General features: G+C 58.3%; 11 protein-coding genes. 9 read left to right on the top strand and 2 right to left on the bottom strand.

Features of this window, described 5'->3' with window-relative positions; all coding sequences use genetic code 11:
• The first annotated feature begins 779 nt into the window (after positions 1 to 779).
• The 7 genes from BUA94_RS15565 (at position 780) to fhuB (ending at position 13,005) form a co-directional block, all read left to right on the top strand.
• The gene (locus tag BUA94_RS15565) at positions 780 to 3,170 is read left to right on the top strand and encodes a hypothetical protein (RefSeq protein WP_139251162.1); all 2,391 of its coding nucleotides are present in this window, start codon (positions 780 to 782) and stop codon (positions 3,168 to 3,170) included.
• 3 nt (positions 3,171 to 3,173) lie between these two features.
• Positions 3,174 to 5,783 (top strand): hypothetical protein, encoded by a 2,610-nt coding sequence (locus tag BUA94_RS15560; protein WP_139251161.1) that lies wholly within the window; start codon positions 3,174 to 3,176, stop codon positions 5,781 to 5,783.
• A gap of 268 nt (positions 5,784 to 6,051) precedes the next feature.
• Positions 6,052 to 6,522 carry an RNA polymerase sigma factor gene (locus BUA94_RS15555; protein WP_073014228.1) on the top strand — a complete coding sequence of 157 codons (471 nt, stop codon included), beginning with the start codon at positions 6,052 to 6,054 and terminating at the stop codon, positions 6,520 to 6,522.
• An 86-nt stretch (positions 6,523 to 6,608) separates the two neighbouring features.
• The gene (locus BUA94_RS15550) at positions 6,609 to 7,580 is read left to right on the top strand and encodes a FecR family protein (RefSeq protein ID WP_073014227.1); all 972 of its coding nucleotides are present in this window, start codon (positions 6,609 to 6,611) and stop codon (positions 7,578 to 7,580) included.
• 97 nt (positions 7,581 to 7,677) lie between these two features.
• Positions 7,678 to 10,128, top strand: a complete 2,451-nt coding sequence (locus BUA94_RS15545; protein WP_208980113.1) for a TonB-dependent siderophore receptor — start codon at positions 7,678 to 7,680, stop codon at positions 10,126 to 10,128.
• 26 nt (positions 10,129 to 10,154) lie between these two features.
• The gene (locus tag BUA94_RS15540) at positions 10,155 to 11,030 is read left to right on the top strand and encodes an ABC transporter substrate-binding protein (RefSeq protein ID WP_208980112.1); all 876 of its coding nucleotides are present in this window, start codon (positions 10,155 to 10,157) and stop codon (positions 11,028 to 11,030) included.
• On the top strand, positions 11,023 to 13,005 hold the full coding sequence (fhuB, locus tag BUA94_RS15535; RefSeq protein WP_175558058.1) for a Fe(3+)-hydroxamate ABC transporter permease FhuB: 1,983 nt from the start codon (positions 11,023 to 11,025) through the stop codon (positions 13,003 to 13,005). The genes BUA94_RS15540 and fhuB overlap by 8 nt, the downstream gene beginning before the upstream one ends.
• A gap of 29 nt (positions 13,006 to 13,034) precedes the next feature.
• On the opposite strand, the gene BUA94_RS15530 is transcribed toward fhuB, so the two are convergent.
• Complete coding sequence (locus tag BUA94_RS15530) at positions 13,035 to 14,060, bottom strand: LacI family DNA-binding transcriptional regulator (protein WP_073014225.1); 1,026 nt, start codon at positions 14,058 to 14,060, stop codon at positions 13,035 to 13,037.
• 93 nt (positions 14,061 to 14,153) lie between these two features.
• The gene (locus BUA94_RS15525) at positions 14,154 to 15,335 is read right to left on the bottom strand and encodes a glycoside hydrolase family 88 protein (RefSeq protein WP_084082054.1); all 1,182 of its coding nucleotides are present in this window, start codon (positions 15,333 to 15,335) and stop codon (positions 14,154 to 14,156) included.
• A gap of 307 nt (positions 15,336 to 15,642) precedes the next feature.
• Between BUA94_RS15525 and dctP the strand changes: the two genes are divergently transcribed.
• Positions 15,643 to 16,626, top strand: coding sequence for a TRAP transporter substrate-binding protein DctP (gene dctP / locus BUA94_RS15520; protein ID WP_073014224.1), 984 nt, complete (start codon positions 15,643 to 15,645; stop codon positions 16,624 to 16,626).
• A gap of 105 nt (positions 16,627 to 16,731) precedes the next feature.
• A complete protein-coding gene (locus tag BUA94_RS15515; protein WP_073014223.1) occupies positions 16,732 to 18,657 on the top strand; it encodes a TRAP transporter large permease in 1,926 nt (641 codons plus the stop codon).
• The last annotated feature ends 66 nt before the right edge of the window (positions 18,658 to 18,723 follow it).

Genomic DNA, 18,723 nt, shown 5'->3' with positions numbered 1-18,723 from the left:
TTCTCGCGTTTCGATCTGGCAGCAAATCCCATGAGGTGACATTGCCAGCTTCCGATCGCGATGGACGCGCCGAGTACATCTTCACCGTCAAGGAAAGTGCAGCTTTGCGGAGGGGGATCAAACCTTCCGTGGAACTTTGGTTCAACGGTGATCAGGTGCCGGAGATCGTAACGAAAATCGAGAAGTCCAGCGACCGTTTCCTTGCCCTTACCATCTTTGCCGATAGCCCAAAATCGGAGAATGAGGACGCGCCAGGGGGCGAGGCTGAACTGGTTGTTCGTTTGACAGTCACAGATCAGAGCCTTGTGCCTGTTCCAGATGCGTCAGTCATTTTGTTTGATCCGGATACTGGGCGAGCACTGATCAGTTCTCCACTGAAGACCGACGCTGCTGGCCGCGCGTCTGCCGCGCTGTCAACTTCTGGGTTCGAAATGCCGGGCGAGGATGGTCTGCCATCTGCCTCGGTTACGCTTAACGGTCAAACGCTTCAGGTTATTGAAACTCTTCGGCTGACGAAGACTGCACGTCTGCAGAGTTTCGAAATCCATGTTCTTTCCCCTGGCAAGGAAGATCCACCCGAGCCACGTTCTCCCGGCGGTTCTGTGATCACGGACGGCGGGAAAGACAATCTTCACGTTCAAACCGGCAACAGCCGGAGTGAGAACGGATCAAAGTCCACTGAAGACGCTGGAAATGCCGCCGAACCAACCAGGGATGGCCGCCTGCGCGACCGCTCAGGGGAAAAGACCCAACGAAATTTGAAACGGGATAGAACCGACATGTCGAAAGAAGCCAAGCGCCTGTTCCGTTTCAACACGGTCCGGCCCGTTGCGCCCCAGCCGGATAGCAACATGGGCATAGAGTATCAGGGTGAACTGACCCCCTTCCTGCGTCGGTTGCAAACACTGGCAACCCGGGAACAGGCGCGCAGTCTGGCTGCAGAAGAAATTGCCAAGGATCCTTTCTTCAAGGCCGCCCGCTTCCAGAACACGGCCTATTGGCCTCTGATCAGCTTAATGAAGCAGGCCTATACAATGACAACGACAGGGGATGTTGCGGTCATCAAGTCAGACCTCGCCGAAACCCTGAAAGACAGTACAAAGCTGAAGGACCTGGAAACGCAGGCGAGCAACGTTGGCGACATCTGGGATGATTACGTCCTGAGCTTGCTTCTTCCCCATGTCGAAGACAAGAAGCGTGCCGCTCTCGTCGATTGCCTCAAAGCTGTGGCTCTCCTGAATGCAAGGCAGACGCTGCGGACCGCGGACGACTTCCGGAAATGTCTTTTGAGACAACCGATCCTTCCTGAATGGATCGTCCACCTTGTCGGTGGCAATTTCCGCGTCAGGTTCCCATTCGTCATCGGCGTTTCCGATCTCATGGTCGTCAAGGAACAATGGATCGGCTACCAGCGCACGGAAATAGCTCACATTGAAAACGTGATGGCGACCGAAGAGCGGACAACCACGCGCCGCCAACTGAACCGGACCGAAACCACGACGACTTATGAGAGCGAGCGGATCGAGGAGGCCTTGAAGGAGACCGCAACCTCGACCCATTCCGCTATTTCCAGGGAAGTTCAGAGCAGCATTTCCCAGTCGTCGAGCCTGTCGACCGGCGCTACCGTTTCAGCAGCCTATGGCCCGACGGTTTCGGTCGATACCAGTGCCTCTTTTGACTTCACGACCGCGAGCGAACAGAGCGCATCCTCGGCTCAGGAATATGCTCAGGACCTGGTCGAGCGGGCCGTCAGCACGGTCACGAGCCGCGAGAGGAATGAGACTGTCACGGTGGTTCTCTCGGAAAGCGAGGACACGCATGTTCAGACCTTCAAGAACCTTGAGCCGGGTGCAAAGCATGTGATCGGCGTCTACAGGCATATCGACCAGATCTGGGCAGCACAGGTTTTCAATTATGGCAAGCGCCTGATGCTTGATCTGGTGGTCCCCGAGCCTTCGATCAATTGGCGTTTGTCGCGCGAGGAGGAGTCCTTGCCTGACAGCAAACTGAAGGAACCGGCGAAGCTCAACGTGAACCCTGCGGGTATTGACGTCGACAATTATCAGAACCTCGCCAATACCTGGGGCGCAACCAATGTGCCTGCTCCGCCAGACACCATCGTTTCTGTTTCCAAGGCCCTGAAACTGGAAGTTCCGAAATTCGGAACCGGTGAGGCGACATCATGTTCCATGGCGACTGATCAGATCCAGATCCCGTCTGGATATCGCGGCGAGGAAGCCGTCATTCAGTTCTTCGGCGACACAAAGAAGGAGAACAACGACGGCAAGGACGATGCGCGCATCGTCATCAGCGGTCTTGAGAAAGATATCGAGACTTCCCGTCAGACTGTTTCGCTCAACAATCACGTCGGGACACTTGAGTTTGGCGTTTACATCGATTTCTTCGAGGGAGGCGTGGTCTCTGTCCGCGTTGATTGCCGGATCTCTCCAGAGGCTTGGGAGACTTGGCAGAACAGTGTGTATGATGCCTTGAAGGCTGCAAATGACAAGGCGATAGATGCTTATGTTGCGGCCAAAAAGAGCAAGGATGCGCTGACAAGTGTCCTTCAGGAAACGCTCCAGACTGACATCAAGCGCAATATCGAGCGCATGGAAGTCAAGCGGGCAGCGATTTCCATGCTGGCCTCAGACAATTATGAGGAGTCTGGCTCGATAGACTTGGTCCGGGACGGTCAGGTCAATTTTCCAAGCATTCGGTTTGAAGAGGCCAGGCAAGAGGGGGCGTATGCCCGGTTTTTCGAAGAAGCCTTTGAATGGTCCGAGATGACCTACCTGTATTATCCCTACTTCTGGGCGAGGCGATCCGAATGGTTCAAGCTGATGACCCAGCGCGATCCTGACTATAATTTCAATGCCTTCCTCCAATCCGGTGCCGCGCGGGTCAATCTTGCGGTCCGTCCCGGTTTCGAGGGCGCCGTCATCTGGTTCCTCGCGACCGGGGAGGTCTGGAAAGGTGGGCCGACACCAGGTGTCGGGAACCCGCTCTATGTCGCTCTCATTGACGAGATCGTTGAACGAAAGGGGCGGGATCTTGACGACCCGTTGCCTGTCGGCAAGCCATGGACCTATGCCATACCGACCACTCTTGTCGTGCTCGATCCGGATGACAGCATTGTGCCGCCATCCGATGGGACGGTTACACAGGTCTGAGCAATGCCTCTGGTCAACGACGGTTACGGCTGTATTCGTGAGGAAGCCAACTCACATGCCGGAATTGCGGAGCTCTTCTGGCGCCCGCTTGATCCGATCCGTGATAACGCTGATGCCAAAGGGGCCGAGCCGCCCGGCTGGAGCGAGCCTGACCGCAATTGGCATTACAAGAGCATTTTAAAGATCAGGGCCAAGGAGTGGGCTTACGACGATAAGCCGCCATTTAGCTGGTATGTGACCACGCAACCTGCTCAAACTTGGCTTCGCGGTCGTGCTGGAAACTACGCCAACGTGGCGACCACCCTTTATGTATTCGTAGCACCTCATGTCGAGGTGACGCGAATGCCGCTGCCCTTTTATTCCATGGGTTCCGTGTTCCTGAATCCCGATATCTACATCATCCGGCTCGATTCCCTTTACGAAGTGCCAGCTCCAGGCAGCGATCCGAACCTGGGTCAGTTGCTTGGCGACCGCCCGACACTGGAATATTTCAATGGCCGTTTGTCAGCGGGTGATCTTCTGGATGAGGTCAATGCCAATGCCGTTTTTGACAGTGATGATCCGCTTTCCATACCGGATATCCGGATCCGGCGTGAGGCGACCAGCATTATCATCGAAAAACCGGTTCAGTTTCAGATCAAGATCAATCTGAGCGAGACCAAGCCGTCGTTCTTCAAGATCGCAATTGTTCCCCATTCGGCAGGCGAGCCAACGATGAAACTGCCGCCAGGCTGGGAAGGCTATCCCCGGGCACCTGTCCTCACTCAGCGGGAAATCAACTCCACCCTGTTTCGCATCATTCATGATGCAAATACGACCATCAAGTTCACGGTCAATGGCGGGGCGGCGGTCGGCCTCTCGCCTCTTCGGGCCATTGTTCAAACCCGCAAGGTTTACCACAGCCCCAAATGGGAAAACCGTTCAATTACCCCGGTATGGGCAAGCGATGATGCGGTGAGCAAGACGGAGAATGTCATCGTCTCAGACAGTTTCGCCGACCCTTATCAATTTACGTTCGACGACGGAAATTGGGTGGAATTGGAGCCGGAAGCCGATTGGTATGGAATCGATACACTTTTTCAGCTCGGAATCGGTTTTATCCCTGTCGTCGGACAACTCTATGATGTCGCGGATATCATTTGTGTTGCCGTCACGGGGAAGGATCTTTGGGGCGCCCGGAAAACCAAGTCGGATATCGTGCTCATGGGCGGGTTTGCCATGCTCGGTGTGCTTGGGGACCTGTCAAAACAGGTGGATACAGGCATGATGTCCCGTATCGGAGCCTATTTCTTTGGACCGGCCAAAATCGTATCCCACAATCCCAATTTCTCGCGGAGCCTTGTTCGGGCTGCTTATTCGGGAACACCTGCCTTCATCTTTGCGGGTGAGACCCTTGCCAGGAAAGAGGGTGGTGCATTCATGCGGGAACTGGACCGTCTGATTGCAGCTGGCGATGAAAGCGGTCTCATAGCTCTCGCTAAAAAATTCGAGACAGAATTCGAAGCCGTCATGCGCGCCAATGCAAGGACAATCGGTTTTGAACAGCAGCCAGCAACCCTTGCCATGTTGCGTGAGCACCGGGATCGCTTTGCTGCGCGCTTGAAGAACATCAATGGCATTCCGAATGCTATCCAAGGTCAGATCGTGAAGGCCTGGGAAGACGCCCAGGCGGCTGGGGACCTTGCAAATGTCATCGCAGATATCCGCAAGATTGACGGCAAGGTGGCCGACACTCTTGTTGACGGTCTGAGAGACCAGATCTTGTATGACATCAACAATGACCCCGCGATCATACGGCGAGCCGCCGCTTATGCTGGCCGCTTCGGCCTAAAAGGATTTTTCAACAATCACGGGGTTCCGTTTTCTCCCTTTACCTATTTGACCAAGGTTGCAGGGAAGGGGACCGAGGCCCGTGACGCCTTTGATCTGAAATACGGTGAAGAAGCATGGGGCATTGTGACCGGCCGTAGGCCGCCGCCAAACCCCGATACGATGATCGCCAGATATGGCGAAGAAATCGCGCGGCTCATGAACAATCCCGATACTTATTTTCACCATCGCGAGCTGATCACGTCGCAATATCCGGGATTGGGGATCATCCTCAACTCCGACCATCTCATCGAAGCACGGTTTCGCAAGGTGGAGCAATATGGTGGCAGCGTCGATGCGTCATTGTTCCGTGCCATCCTTGTTCCCCCAAGCCTCGAGATTGCACGAAAGCTTCGTGCTGCCGGGATCGACATCGGCTGGTATATCCATCAGCAAAAGACTTCCCGGATGAACCAGCTGTTGCCGCAAAGTCAGGTCGATTATTCGATCCAGGAGATCGCCGACGCCTACCAACTGTTTTGGGTTCACGAAATGAAGATGACCCCCTCAATGTTCCGGAACTTTTTCGAAGAGGAGCTTCAGTATCTCGCGATGGCGCGTGAGGGGGAACATATAAAGTTGGGGAGTCACGACACATTCAAGGGCCGGATTGAATTCACCGGATTCAAAACGAAGGAAGACCTGCTTCGCACAGTGAATGCCCGTTTGAAAAAAATGAACTTGCCGGCTTTCATAGAAGCGAAGGTTGGGGATCGTGTTTCTGATGCCCCCGGCATGGGATAACGGATATCCCATTGCCGTTTGGACTGATTTGGATCTTTCGGTCACACGAGAAATCTGAAGCTGGCCTCTTTTTCTGGCCAGTTAGCACCGTGACAAGGAGAATATATGAGTATAGTACTCATATATTCCATTACCCTTCCCGGGTCGGACCTCCGATAGACGCAACTGGTCAGGTTGATCCTCCAGCGGCGTTGCCGTTCGAAAGCATTGCGTCAGCTACCCCCTCATGAGTGCAAAAATAGTTCGACTGCTGGAATCATTCCTTCAGATGAAGCCGCAACTTCTCGCCGTGACCAGGCAACGCAGGGTCGATCGAAGTCTGGCGGATGATCTGATTCAGGAGTCCTGGGTGAAGGTTCAGACCGCGGTTTCGGATCAAAACATCGAGAATCTGGCCGGATATGTTCACCGGACCTTGTCGAACACCACACTGGATCATTTGCGGCGGGAAAAGCGGCGGCGGGAAATTGATGCGGAAGTTCAGGATATCCTGAGTGAAGGCACTTATGATATCTCTCCCGAGCGTGCAGTCATGGCGCGCGAGATGCTTGAGGTTGTAACCGAGGCGCTCAATGCCATGCCGGAACGCTCCCGCCGCATCTTCCTGATGAACAGGATTGATGGCCTGAGCCACAGGAAGATTGCTGCGCTTGAGGGAATCTCGGAAGAGGCCGTGTACTACCATATCAGGCGGGTTCTCGAGCGGCTGGCAACCGCCAGAGCCGAGTTGGAATGGTGACATTCTGCAGGCAAATCAATGTTTTCGTTTTTGTGGTATGAGTCCCTGCAACCATCTGCATCAAGAGCACGCATCTATTTTCGACGATGAGCGACAGTCATGAGGAACACGCCGGTTATTTGAGGGCTTCCCGGGAAGCGCGCGATTGGCTGGTCCGGCTGACATCCGGAGCCCCGAGCGCAGCCGATCTTGAAAGCTTCAAGCGCTGGCAGGATGGCTCCCCTCAAAATCGGGCCGCATTCGAGGAGGAGAGGGCTTTCTGGACCCAGATCGAGCATCTGGCTTCAGAGCGGCGGGCTGTGCCAGGCGCCCCTTTGAGCCGGCGTCTCTTTCTCGGTGGCTCGGCAATGGCAGCTGCAGTGGCTGTCGGGGTTGTCGCAGGACCGCGGATTCTCACGAGCTTGCAGGCCGATTTCATTGCGCAGGTTGGAGAGCAGCGGGACGTCACCCTGTCCGATGGAACCGTTGCGACCTTGAACACAGGGGCGGCGCTCAAGGTGGAGTTCCTGCCTGGGCTTCGCCTTGTGCATCTGCTTCAGGGGGAGGCCGAGTTCCACGTTGCGCCAGTCACCGGTGATGCGCCTTTCCGTGTCGCGGCCCGTGGTGGCAACACGGAAATGCGCAGCGGCAAGGTCTTTGTCGACAGCGGCGACGACCTGACGACCGTTGCCGCGGTGGAGGGCATGGCGAGTGTTTTCAGCCCCATGGCTCCTGATGCACCGCGCGGAGATTTTCCGGGCATCGAGATCGAAACCGCACAGCAAACCTCCTATCTTCGGGGTGCTGCGCCATCCGGTCCGGTGATCGCCGACCTGGAAAGCGTTCTGGCCTGGCGGGCTGGCCGCATCGTCTTCGACGGAAAGTCATTTTCTGCTGCAGTCTCGGTCGTCGGACGCTATATCGCCGAACCCATCATTGTCAGACCGGGCATCGACCCGAGCTTCAAGGTCAGCGGCGTTTTTTCAACGGCACAGCCGCTGATCGCGCTTCAATCGATCGCCAAGACGCAGAATCTTACGGTCCGGCGCATTCCGTCTGTGGCCATTGTCCTGACCTGAGACAAATTTTTCGCCCAGCCTCTTTAGGTAAAACCTGCCTGTAAACGTCAACATTTCAAAAGCGCCGAAACCTGCGCGCTGTCACGTTGATTTAGGCATGGGGACGATTGAAATGGGCAAGTCAGGACATAACAAGGGGTCGCGGACGAGGTCTTCGGCACTGCGGATGCTGATGGCGGGTGTGGCTGTCGGGGCTGTAGGTGTTGCGGCTTTTCCGCCTCATTCCGTTTATGCCCAGGCTCAACGGACCTACAATTTCAACATCGAATCCGCTCCGCTTTCTCGTGCTTTGCGGCAGTTCTCCATGCAATCGGGCGTCCAGATTGCCTATGAAACCGCAATCGCCTCCAATGTGACTGCACCGGCCATCAAGGGGCAGATGTCGTCGCAGGATGCTCTTGCCATGCTGCTGTCCCGCACGAACCTGCGCTACAGCTTCACGGGCGATGCCGCCGTCACCATCCTTGGTGCAGAATCCGCAGGCCTGCCCACGGATCCGAACGGATCCACGATGCTTGCGCCGATCGTGGCCGAAGGGGGCGGGGCCTATGACCGGGTGGAAGGCTACCGCGCCGACAGCTCTTCCTCCGGCACCAAGAGCGACACGCCGATCATCGAGACCCCGCAATCCATCAGCGTTGTCACGGCTGATCAGATTACAAACCAGGGTGCAGGCTCGCTGGCCGACAGCTTGACCTACACCCCGGGCATTTCAACCCAGTCCGGTGGCTTCAGCCGCATGGTCGATGACTTCATGATCCGCGGCTTCAACAGCGCGAGCGGCAACACCGGCACCTTGCGCGACGGCATGAAATACCAGTCCAACGTCTATGACGGGGGGCAGGAGCCCTACGGCCTGGAACGCGTCGAGGTGCTGCGTGGGGCTTCATCCATGCTTTATGGCCAGGTCTCTCCCGGGGGGCTGGTCAACGGGATCTCCAAGCGGCCAACGGATACGCCGCTTCACGAGGTCAATGTCGAATATGGCAGCTATGACAAGAAACAGGTTTCTGCTGATTTTGGCGGGCCGATCGATGAGGAGGGAGTGTTTTCCTATCGGTTGACCGGTCTTTACCGCAATGCGGACAACTGGGTCGGCAACACAAAGGACGACAAGGTCTATATCGCCCCTGCCGTGACCTGGCGTCCTGATGACACGACGTCACTGACCCTGCTTGGCAGCTATCAGCATGTCGACACGGGCTTTGCGCCGCCTTATCTGCTGACGGACGTCACGTCCGGAAAGCTGCCGCGGAATGCCTATACCGGCATCGACGGCTTCGACACCTATCAGTCGGATACCTACACCGCCGGCGGCATATTCGAGCATGAGTTCGACAGTGGCCTGAAGCTTCGCAGTGCTGCCCGGTATTTCCAGGCCGATGTGACGTGGAACTACATGATGGGCAACCTGACGCCGATCAGCGCCAGTGGGGTGATGACGCGTCTTGCCTCGGCCCGCAGCGAAACGTCCTACGGGATGACCGCCGACAATTCGCTGGAATATAAATTCGACGCGCTGGGTGCCGAGCACACGGTGCTGGGCGGGTTTGACTTCTACCGCCGCTCCTATGACAGCCACCGCTATCGTGGCGGGAGCTACAGCACGCTAGACCTTGCAACCGGCATCAACACCGGCGGTCCGAATGTCAATTATGCCGTGGACCGCGGCTCTGACAGCATCGGCAACCAGTATGGCCTCTACCTGCAGGACCAGATCAAGTTCGATGACCGATTGATCCTGTTGCTCGGTGGCCGTCAGGACTGGTCGGACAGCAGTTCCAAGAGCTACCAGACGGGCAAGGTGACCGATCAGACAGACAGCGCATTTACCGGCCGCGCTGGTCTGGTCTACCTCTTTGACAACGGTCTTGCGCCCTACGCCAGTGTCAGCCAGTCCTTCCTTCCGCAGGTCGGCACGGACTATCTGACCGGCGGTGCGCTGAAGCCGAATGAGGGGCTGCAATATGAGGTTGGACTTCGCTACCAGCCCGTGGGCACAAACCTTCAGTTCACGGCTGCGGCCTATGACCTGAACCAGACCAATGTGGTGTCATACAGCTCGACCGGCAACGCCTACCAATATGGCGAAGTTCATTCCCGGGGTGTCGAACTGGAAGCCCGGGGAGACTTTGGCAACCTGGGTCTCGTGGCGGCCTACAGCTTCACGGATGCAAAGATCACAAAGAGCGCAAAGCCGGCAGAAGTCGGCGAACAGGTCGCGCTCGTGCCCCGTCACAGCTTCTCGCTCTGGTCCGACTATGGGCTGGATGATCTCGGCTTGGCAGGGGTGCGCATTGGCGGAGGCGTCCGGTATGTGGGTGAGACGAACCTGACCGACAGCACGAGCAACGTGCCCGGCTACGTTTTGGTCGATGCCATGGCCAGCCTTGATCTGGGCAAGTTCGATGACAGGTTCGATGGCCTCGATCTGAAGCTCAACGCCCGCAACCTGTTCGACAAGGAATACTATACCTGCGTTTCCTCGGACGGTTGCCGCTACAGCGAGCCGATGACGATTTCGGCGACCCTGTCCTACAAGTGGTAGTCGATGTGAGGATGTCTCGAAGATCCGTGCTGGGGGCAGTTCTTGCTGCTCCCGGCATTCTGCTGTCAGGGCGTCCGTCAGGTGCCAGTGGCTTTTCCTCCGCAAGGCTTGTCAGTCTCGATCTGCTGATTACGGAAATGCTGCTGACACTCGGAGAGACACCGCTCGCGATTTCCAACATTCCGCTCTACCGGCGTCTGGTGGCCAGTCCGGCATTGCCGGTTGCTGTCAAGGATCTGGGACCGTTCAACGAGCCCAATCGAGAGTTCCTGCAGGGCATTTCACCCGGGGGCATATTGGTGGCGGATTGGCAGGCGCCCAATCTGCAATCGCTCAACCGGATTGCTCCTGTCATTCCGGTCAAGGTGTTCCCGGGGAAGGTTCCGGCCCTTTCCCATTCCGAGGCCTTGCTTCAGCAGATTGCTGCCATGACTGGCCGGGAGGCCACAGCCAAGGCTGCGATTGCTGGAATGTGGCAGGCGATCGAACAGGCATCCTCCCGGCTCAGCGGGTTTGGCCGGAAGATCTATATCTGCCGCTTCAACCGGGATGGCCGGAACATTGCCCTCTTCGGCGGCAATGGCATGCTGGCCGATGTCGTGGCGCGGGTCGGATTGGAGAACGCGTTCACCGGCAGGGTGAATGGTGCGGGTGTGACGAATGCTGCCTTGTCGCGTCTTGCTGAAGATCCAGAGGCGGTCATCGTCCATTTCGACCGGGGAGCCGAGACGGATGTTGCTGTTTCCCGGCTGGAGCAAAATGCCTTGTGGAACGTCCTGCCTGCGGTTCGCGCAGGGCGCGTCGTTCGCATTCCGGTGATTTATCCCAATGGCGGAATCCATTCGGCCGGACGGTTTGCCGAGCAACTCCGGCTTCATCTGGGAGCGCTCGCTCATGGCTGAACCCGTCGATGGCTGGTCGGCAGGCCGCAGCGCGTATGTGATCGCGCCGTTTGTCCTCGGGCTGTTGCTGCTTGTCACTCACCTTCAGGCAACGGGTCTGAATGACGGGCTGCCGTGGCGCGCCACATCTCCTGACAGTCTGGCGTCCGTTCAGCTGCTCAGTGCCACGCTGCCGCGTTTCTGCGTTGCGATCCTGGCAGGAGCGCTGCTTGGCCTGTCGGCGACGCTCCTGCAGCAGGGCCTCCGCAATCCGCTTGCCGAACCCGGCACCACTGGCCTGTTGTCCGCAAGCCGTCTTTGTGTGGCTGGGTCGCTTGTCTGGTTTCCTGCGCTGTCCGGAAGTCTGGCCTTGCCTGTGCTCGCAGGTACCATTCTGGCGCTGGTCATCGTCATCGGCCTTTCCATGCGCCAGGCGATGTCGCCGCTCTTTCTGGTCCTGAACGGGCTTGTGCTTGCCCTGTTGTGCGATGCCGTGACCTCGGTGCTGATCCTCACCCGCTACGAGGATCTTGCGGACCTGCTTCTGTGGCAGGCCGGGTCCCTGGTTCAGAACAATTGGCACGTGACCAGACTGCTCCTTGCCGGGCTTGTTCTGCTGGCCTTCATCATCGTGGTGCTGCGAAAGCCACTGTCCATGCTGGATCTCGAGGATACCGTGTCCGGCAGTCTGGGGCTTTCCCCGAAGATGGTGAGGCTTCTGGCGGTTGGTCTGGCAGCGGTAGCGACTGCGCTTGTGACCGCTCACATTGGCCTGCTGGCCTTTGTCGGCCTTGCTGGAGCAACGCTTGCCAAGCTGCTCGGTGCCCGGCGTTTTCTGCATCGGGCTGCGCTTTCCTCCGTCCTGTCAGCCGGCCTGCTCCTTGTCACCGATCAGGTGCTGCAACGGGGTGAGGGGATCATGGCCATCCCGGCAGGGACGGTCTGCGCCTTGTTTGCGGCCCCGTTGCTTCTTTTCCTCCTTCACTCGGGTCGAACCCGGACAAGCCCGGGCACACGGTTCGAGCTGAAGTGGCGCCCGCAGCGCTTCACCGGCAGAGCGCTTTTGTCGGCCTTGGTGCTTCTGCTTGTCATCGTTACTTGCCTTGCCCTGTTCCTGGGGCGGAGCGACAGCAGCTTTGTCTGGGCATCGTTCGATAACTTCCCTGAGCTTCTGCCCTGGCGGCTGCCGCGCGTGGTCGCTGCGCTTGGCGCGGGCAGCATGATCGCGCTTTCCGGGTTCCTCATGCAGCGGCTGACAGGCAACAGTCTCGCAAGTCCCGAAATGATCGGCGTCTCGTCCGGGGCAACGCTTGTCATGCTCCCGGTCATCTTCTTCCTGCCACCATTGTCCCGAGAGCAGACCATGCTCGTTGCTGCGGTGGGGGCCTTGATCTTTCTGATAATCGCGCTGAGGCTTGCGCGCCGCTCGCACTATGCGCCGGAACGGTTGCTGATCACGGGGCTGGCCATCACCGCACTGAGCGGATCGCTGCTGTCGACGGTGATCTACTTCGGCGATATCCGGCTGACGCGTCTTCTGGGGTGGCTGTCCGGATCGACCTACTCGGTGACCGGCTTTGACGCATCCGTGGCGGTGCTTGTGCTGGCAATCACGCTGGCCGTTCTTCCGTTTCTGAGGCGCTGGCTCGAGATCTTGCCGATCGGGGAAAGCGTTTCTGTTGCGCTGGGGGTCGAAATCAAGATCGCCCGCTTCTGGATCATTCTTCTCGTGGCCCTGCAGACGGGTGTGGCAACCGTCCTGATCGGTCCGGTCACCTTCGTCGGCCTGGTGGTTCCTCACCTGGTCCGCCTGTGCGGCTTGCGGCGGCCCATGGTTCAGGCTGCCGGATGTGCGCTCGGAGGCGCAGCATTGATGGTTGCTGCGGACTGGACCGGCCGTATGATCGCTTTCCCCTGGGATGTGCCCGCCGGACTGATTGCCTGCGCGTTCGGAGCGCTTGCCTTTGGCGTTGTCGTCAGCAGGCGCAGCCAATGATCGCGTCACCCGCCAGGCAGATGCCTGCCTCAAGATGTGCGGACGGGACCTGATGACTGCCGGGTGATGAGGCGGACGCCCATGTTGATGCGCTCGACAGAGGTGTCTGCCTGGGACCAGCGCTCCAGCAGCAGACGCACGGCCTTGCGGCCAAGCTGCTGCCGGTCGATGCGGACCGTCGTCAGTGGCGGATTGGAGTGAGCGCCAATCGAAAGATCGTCGAAGCCGATCACCGAGACATCCTCGGGAACGGAGAGCCCTCTGCCTTTCAGGGCCTGGATGGCCGCCAGCGCGACGATATCCGCCACGCAGAAGAAGGCGGTTGGCACACTTCCCCGCTTGTCCAGGAAGCGTTCGATGGAGGCGCGCGCTTCAATGCTGACCAGATTGGGGTCGCCAAGGTCGAGGAGATGGCGATCCGGATCAAAGGCAATGCCGGCTTCTTCCAGCGCATCGCGGAAGCCGTCAAGGCGGCGCTTGATCGACTCGCGATAGGGATGGGTGACATGGACAATGTCGCGGTGGCCGAGATCGAGAAGGGCGCTGGTCGCTGCCCAGCCGCCGAAATGATAGTCCGGAGACACGCTCGAAATGTTCATGTCGCGGTCCATGCCGTTGATGATGACGGCAGGGGTTGCAGACCGGTGTACCGCCTCCGTGATGTCCCGCCGGTCAATGCCGATGAGCACCAGAGGGCCGGGACTTTCGGCCAGAAGCTGTTCGATATCGGAAGCACAGAGCGTTGCTGACGCGAGCACGCGCACATCTGTCGCAATAAGTTCGTTTCCGGCCTCGGCCAAGACCCCGTCAACGATCTCGTTGTAAAAGGTGTTGTTGGTGACAAACCGGTCCAGCATGACAAGGGTCAGCCGCTCCGGCACCGCTGCTTTGGAGCCCCGCGCCTGATAGCCCATGTCAGCCGCCAGCTTCAGCACCTTTTCCCGGTTTGCCGGGCTCGCCCCGTCCCGGTTGTTGAGCACCTTGGAGACCGTCGCGATGGAAAGACCGCTGGCTTCCGCAAGGTCTTTCAGTGTCGGCCCCTGTTTGTGATCCATCGTTCAATCCTGGCGGTGCAAAGCGAAAAATTTCCTGATGGGAGAGAATTAACCCGGAAATCAATGTTTTTGCTAGTCTTTTTGCGGGGCTTCCTACCAGAAGAACCGGGTATGTCCGAGGGAGCGCATCAGGGCCTCCATGAAGTAATAGTCGCCATAGGGAAGCATGGCGTCGCTCTGGCCAGCGCGAACATGCGCTGCGCCATGGGCCAGAAGGCCCTGAGCCCCGGGCACGGTGGTCAGGTCACACTGGTCCAGCAATCCGTCCAGCAGACGGTCGGCAAGGGCTCGCCACCGTTCGGCTTCTGCGCCTTCGCAGACGGAAGCCAGGATATAGAGGCCTGCCGACAGGATGGCTCCGGCGGAACTGTCCAAGGGCCGGGGTTCAGTTTCCGGAACGCTGAAGTCCCAAACCGGCACGGATGTTTCGCCCATCAACCGTTCTGTTGCCGCCGCAAGCATCCGGGCGGTCTCAAGGTCCTCGGGATTCCTGGTTGTTGCGTAGCACTGGGCAAAGCCATGAAGCAGCCAGGCCTGGCCACGGGACCAGCAGGAACCATCGCGGTAACCCTGGTGGGTCTGGCCTTTCAGGGGCTTTCCTGACGCAGGATCAAAGAGATAGGTGTGAAAGCTGGTTCCGTCTTCGCGCACCAGATACCGGCGGCTTGTGTCCGCATGCATGTCAGCGACGAGGCGGAAGTCCTCGATGGCGGTCTCCCGGTGCGCCCAGTAAAGCAGGGCCAGGTTCTGGATGCAGTCGGCAATCATCCTGCCGTTGACATAGGCTGCGCGCTCGCGGTCGACCGTGCCGGTCGGGTTCCAGGCCTGGATATATCCGCCTTCCTCGCGGAAGCGTGCGAGCAGCATCTTCGCCGCTTCAAGCGCCATGCCGCGGGCCTCCGCATCGCCGGTCATTTGCCAGTCGGCCACCGAATGCAGCGAGAACTGGAAGCCCAGGTCATGGTCGCGCACCTTGCGGTGTTCAAGGATATAGCGGAAGTCTGGCCGTCTGGCCTGGGCAGCGTTCCGGAAACTTTCCTTCCCCGTGAGCTGGTAGGCAAGCCAGAGCTGCCCGGAATGAAAGCTGATGACCCAGTCTCCCGGATTGCAAAAGTGCCATGCATTGCCTTCTCCGCCGATCTTCGGATTTCGCAGGCCGATCACCGGCATCATCTCTTCAAGACGGGCGACAACTCTCTCAAGCGCCTTTTGATGGATCGTCCGGGCACGGGGAATGGTGCGGCTTGCGAAATAGGGGTTGGCGGCAGCGTTCATATCGGAAATCCGGTCCCGGTCAGTTTTGAAGTGGCTGGTTTTCTAACATTGAGGAAAAATTTCTCAATAAGAAACTTTTCGCAAATGAAGAAAGTTTTTGTGGAATTGGAAAAATGATCATGCTATCCGCATTGCCTATTGACCGGTCTGGGCTTGTTCGCCGGGAGGAATGGGGCGAAACGTGTCGTGATGCGAGGCGCTCCAGAGCCAGGCAAAGGCGAGACGGCAGACTTGGAAAACAGGATGCCGAAGCCGGTCAGTGACGGCAGCTAACCGTCTGGACAATTGAAATCTCAGGAGGAATTCGATGAAACTTTTCAAGAAGGCGCTGCTTATCGCGGGCGCTGTTGCTGCTCTGTCTGTCCAGGCGGAGGCCGCGACCTACAAGTTCGCCGTCAACATCGCCAACAACGGATCGACGGCGGAAGCCCTTAACAATTTTGCCGCTGGCGTCGAAGAGCGCACCGAAGGCCGCGTGAAATTCAAGTTCTTCTGGAATGGTGTGCTCGGCAGTCAGGAAAGCTATCTGCAGCAGATCCAGAAGGGGGTCGTGGACCTTGGTCTCGTCAACAGCGCAACGCTTGAAAATCTGATCCCGACCTTCGGTGCCATCAATCTTCCCTATGTTTTCCGCACTGCGGAAGAATACGGCAAGGTCATGGATGATCCGGCGGTCAAGGACGTGCTGTTCACCTCTGCGGCAGAACATCGTTTTGCGCCGCTCGGCTATCTGAGCTCTGGTTTCCGTTCCCTTTACGTGACCAAGCCGGTTGAAGACATTTCCGGTCTCGCTGGTCTGAAGATCCGCACCATGTCGAGCGCAACCTATATTGAAATGCTGCGCCTCTTCGGGGCCGTGCCGACGCCGCTCGCCCGCTCCGAGCTCTTTGCTGGCATGCAGCAGGGTGTGGTTGATGGGGCTGAAGGTGGCCTTGCCGGTCTTTATGACGGAAAGCTGGGTGAGGTTGCCAAGTGGGCTCTGAAGACAGATCAGACCCGCCTGACCGATTTTACCGTCACCAGCCTGGACTTCCGTGAAAAGCTGGATCCGGCCGATCTGAAGATCGTGGAAGAGGAATTTGCCCGCGTCAGCGCCGGAACCCTTGCGGTTGCCGACAAGCACCAGAATGAAGCTGCCGAACTGGCCGCGAAGGAATATGGCGTTACCATCGTCGACATCGATACCGCGCCTCTGATGGAAGCGGTCAAGCCGATGTATGCCGAAGCGCGCAAGGACGAGGGCACCCGCAAGCTTCTGGACAAGATCTTTGAAATCGAGGGCCGCGAGTAACCTCGGGCAAAGCTGAGGCGGCCCTTGTGGCCGCCTTTTCAGAACATGAGGAAGTTCTTATCGCCGTTGGCTAGGGCCATCGGCCGGGGTGGAAAGTAGCCTTACATGACGCAGGAAAATACAGGGGCCGCTGTCGACAGTGGCGGGGACATGCTGTTTGTGGTGGCGCGGGCCGTGACCGCGATCCTCAAATATACCCTCCTCTTGTTCCTTGCCGTGATGAGCGTGCTCATCATCTATCAGGTTGTTGCGCGGTTCATCTTCAACAACCCCAGCGCCTATACGGAGGAGCTGCTGAGCTTCCTGCTCATCTGGCTTGGTGTTCTGGGCGGCGCTTTCTGCTTCATGGAAGGCAGGCACCTCAACTTGCCGCTGCTCTATGATCTTGTCGGGGAACGGGGGAAACACCGGCTGAGAGCCGTCAATGCCCTGCTGACGCTCGGCTTTGGCGTGGTGATGTGCATCGGCGGATATCACTCGATCATGGACGGGTTGATGACGGTCTCGCCGATGCTCCGTCTGCCGATCGGCTGGTTGCAGAGCGTCCTTCTGGTGACCGGCGGCGCGATTGTTCTCTCCCAGGTTCTGGAGCTTTCGCTCTTGCTGCGAGAGGATCGCCGCAATGTCCGGAGCATCGCGGTCATCGCTGCCGGCATGGGCGTTCTGATCGCTCTGGTTCTTTGGGCCCGCGGGTCCGAGGCCTACACCTATCTTGTCGATGAACACCTGATGGCGTTCTCGATGATCGTTCTCTTCGGGGCGTTCTTCACGTTTCTCATTCTGGGCACGTCGATATCCGCAGGTCTGGCCCTGGCGGGGATCTTCACGCTCAGCCTGCAGATCGATTTCGGCGCTCTGAGTTCCACCATCGGTGAGCAGATTTTCAGCGGCCTCGATCACTTCGGCTTTCTGGCTCTGCCGTTTTTCGTGCTTGCCGGCGCGATCATGAACCAGTGCGGCATTGCCCATCGGCTGATCGACTTCGCCATGCTGATCGGACGCCGCATTCCTGGATCCCTGTGGCAGACCAATGTGCTGGCCAACATGCTCTTCGGCTGCCTGTCTGGCTCGGGCATCGCTGCGGCCACCGCAATCGGCAACATCATCGCGCCCATCGCGCGCGAGAACAAATACGACATGCCGATGACGACCGCCGTCAATGCGGCCTCTGCTCCGACCGGCATGCTGATCCCTCCGACCGGGGCGTTCATCGTCTATTCGTTAATCACCGGGGGCTCGGCTTCAATCGTTGCCCTGTTCCTGGCGGGCTATTTCCCGGGCATTGTCATGGGACTTTCGGTGATGGTCGTGGCCTATGTCTTTGCCCGGCGCAAAGGCTATGCCTCGGACAAGAGCCCTTACCGCATGGCGGAGGTCATGGGTGTTCTGTGGCGGGCCGTACCCAGTCTCGGACTGGTCGTGCTTGTCATCGGCGGGATTGTCGGCGGCGCATTCACGGCAACGGAAGGCGCTGGCGTCGCGGTGCTCTACAGCCTTGTCCTCGCGATCTGCTACCGCAAGCTGACGCTGGAAAAGCTGGTCAGCGTCGGCATGGAAACCATCTACGCGTCCGGTGTGATCCTGTTCCTGATCGCCTGTTCCGGCCTGATGAGCTGGAGCATGACCTTCGCGAGCATTCCTGATCAGATCGGCGAGATCCTGACCGGCATCTCGGACAACAAGTTCGTCATCCTGCTGCTGATAAACGTGGCCTTGCTGATTGTCGGCACCTTCATGGACATGTCGCCGGCGATGCTGATCTTCACGCCGATCCTGTTTCCGGTGGTCACGGAGCTTGGCGTCGATCCGGTCCATTTCGGTGTGATCATCGTCTACAATCTCTGCATGGGCATCGTGACACCTCCGGTCGGCACGGTTCTGTTCATCTCCGCATCGATCACGGGGGAAAAGATCACCCGGGTCATTCCGCCGCTGTTGCCGATCTTCATCGTGCAATTCATCGGGCTTCTGGTTGTCACCTATCTTCCCGCGTTCAGCCTCGCTTTGCCGCGCCTGTTCGGCGTGATGTAAGCAAATGACCCAGCAAGGGGCCGCCCCAATCTTGGTGGCGGCCTTTTCATTTTCCGGTACGGACTG

It is taken from the genome of Roseibium suaedae (assembly GCF_900142725.1).
Lineage (GTDB): Bacteria > Pseudomonadota > Alphaproteobacteria > Rhizobiales > Stappiaceae > Roseibium > Roseibium suaedae.
This window is presented reverse-complemented; position numbering and strand designations above follow the sequence as displayed.

Bases quoted from the DNA above. Each gene is read 5' to 3' on its own strand.
- BUA94_RS15545 (WP_208980113.1), top strand. From the start codon at position 7,678: ATGGGGACGATTGAAATGGGCAAGTCAGGACATAACAAGGGGTCGCGG.
- BUA94_RS15550 (WP_073014227.1), top strand. From the start codon at position 6,609: ATGAGCGACAGTCATGAGGAACACGCCGGTTATTTGAGGGCTTCCCGG.
- BUA94_RS15515 (WP_073014223.1), top strand. From the start codon at position 16,732: ATGACGCAGGAAAATACAGGGGCCGCTGTCGACAGTGGCGGGGACATG.
- BUA94_RS15560 (WP_139251161.1), top strand. From the start codon at position 3,174: ATGCCTCTGGTCAACGACGGTTACGGCTGTATTCGTGAGGAAGCCAAC.
- BUA94_RS15555 (WP_073014228.1), top strand. From the start codon at position 6,052: ATGAAGCCGCAACTTCTCGCCGTGACCAGGCAACGCAGGGTCGATCGA.
- BUA94_RS15525 (WP_084082054.1), bottom strand. From the start codon at position 15,335: ATGAACGCTGCCGCCAACCCCTATTTCGCAAGCCGCACCATTCCCCGT.
- fhuB (WP_175558058.1), top strand. From the start codon at position 11,023: ATGGCTGAACCCGTCGATGGCTGGTCGGCAGGCCGCAGCGCGTATGTG.
- dctP (WP_073014224.1), top strand. From the start codon at position 15,643: ATGAAACTTTTCAAGAAGGCGCTGCTTATCGCGGGCGCTGTTGCTGCT.
- BUA94_RS15530 (WP_073014225.1), bottom strand. From the start codon at position 14,060: ATGGATCACAAACAGGGGCCGACACTGAAAGACCTTGCGGAAGCCAGC.
- BUA94_RS15565 (WP_139251162.1), top strand. From the start codon at position 780: ATGTCGAAAGAAGCCAAGCGCCTGTTCCGTTTCAACACGGTCCGGCCC.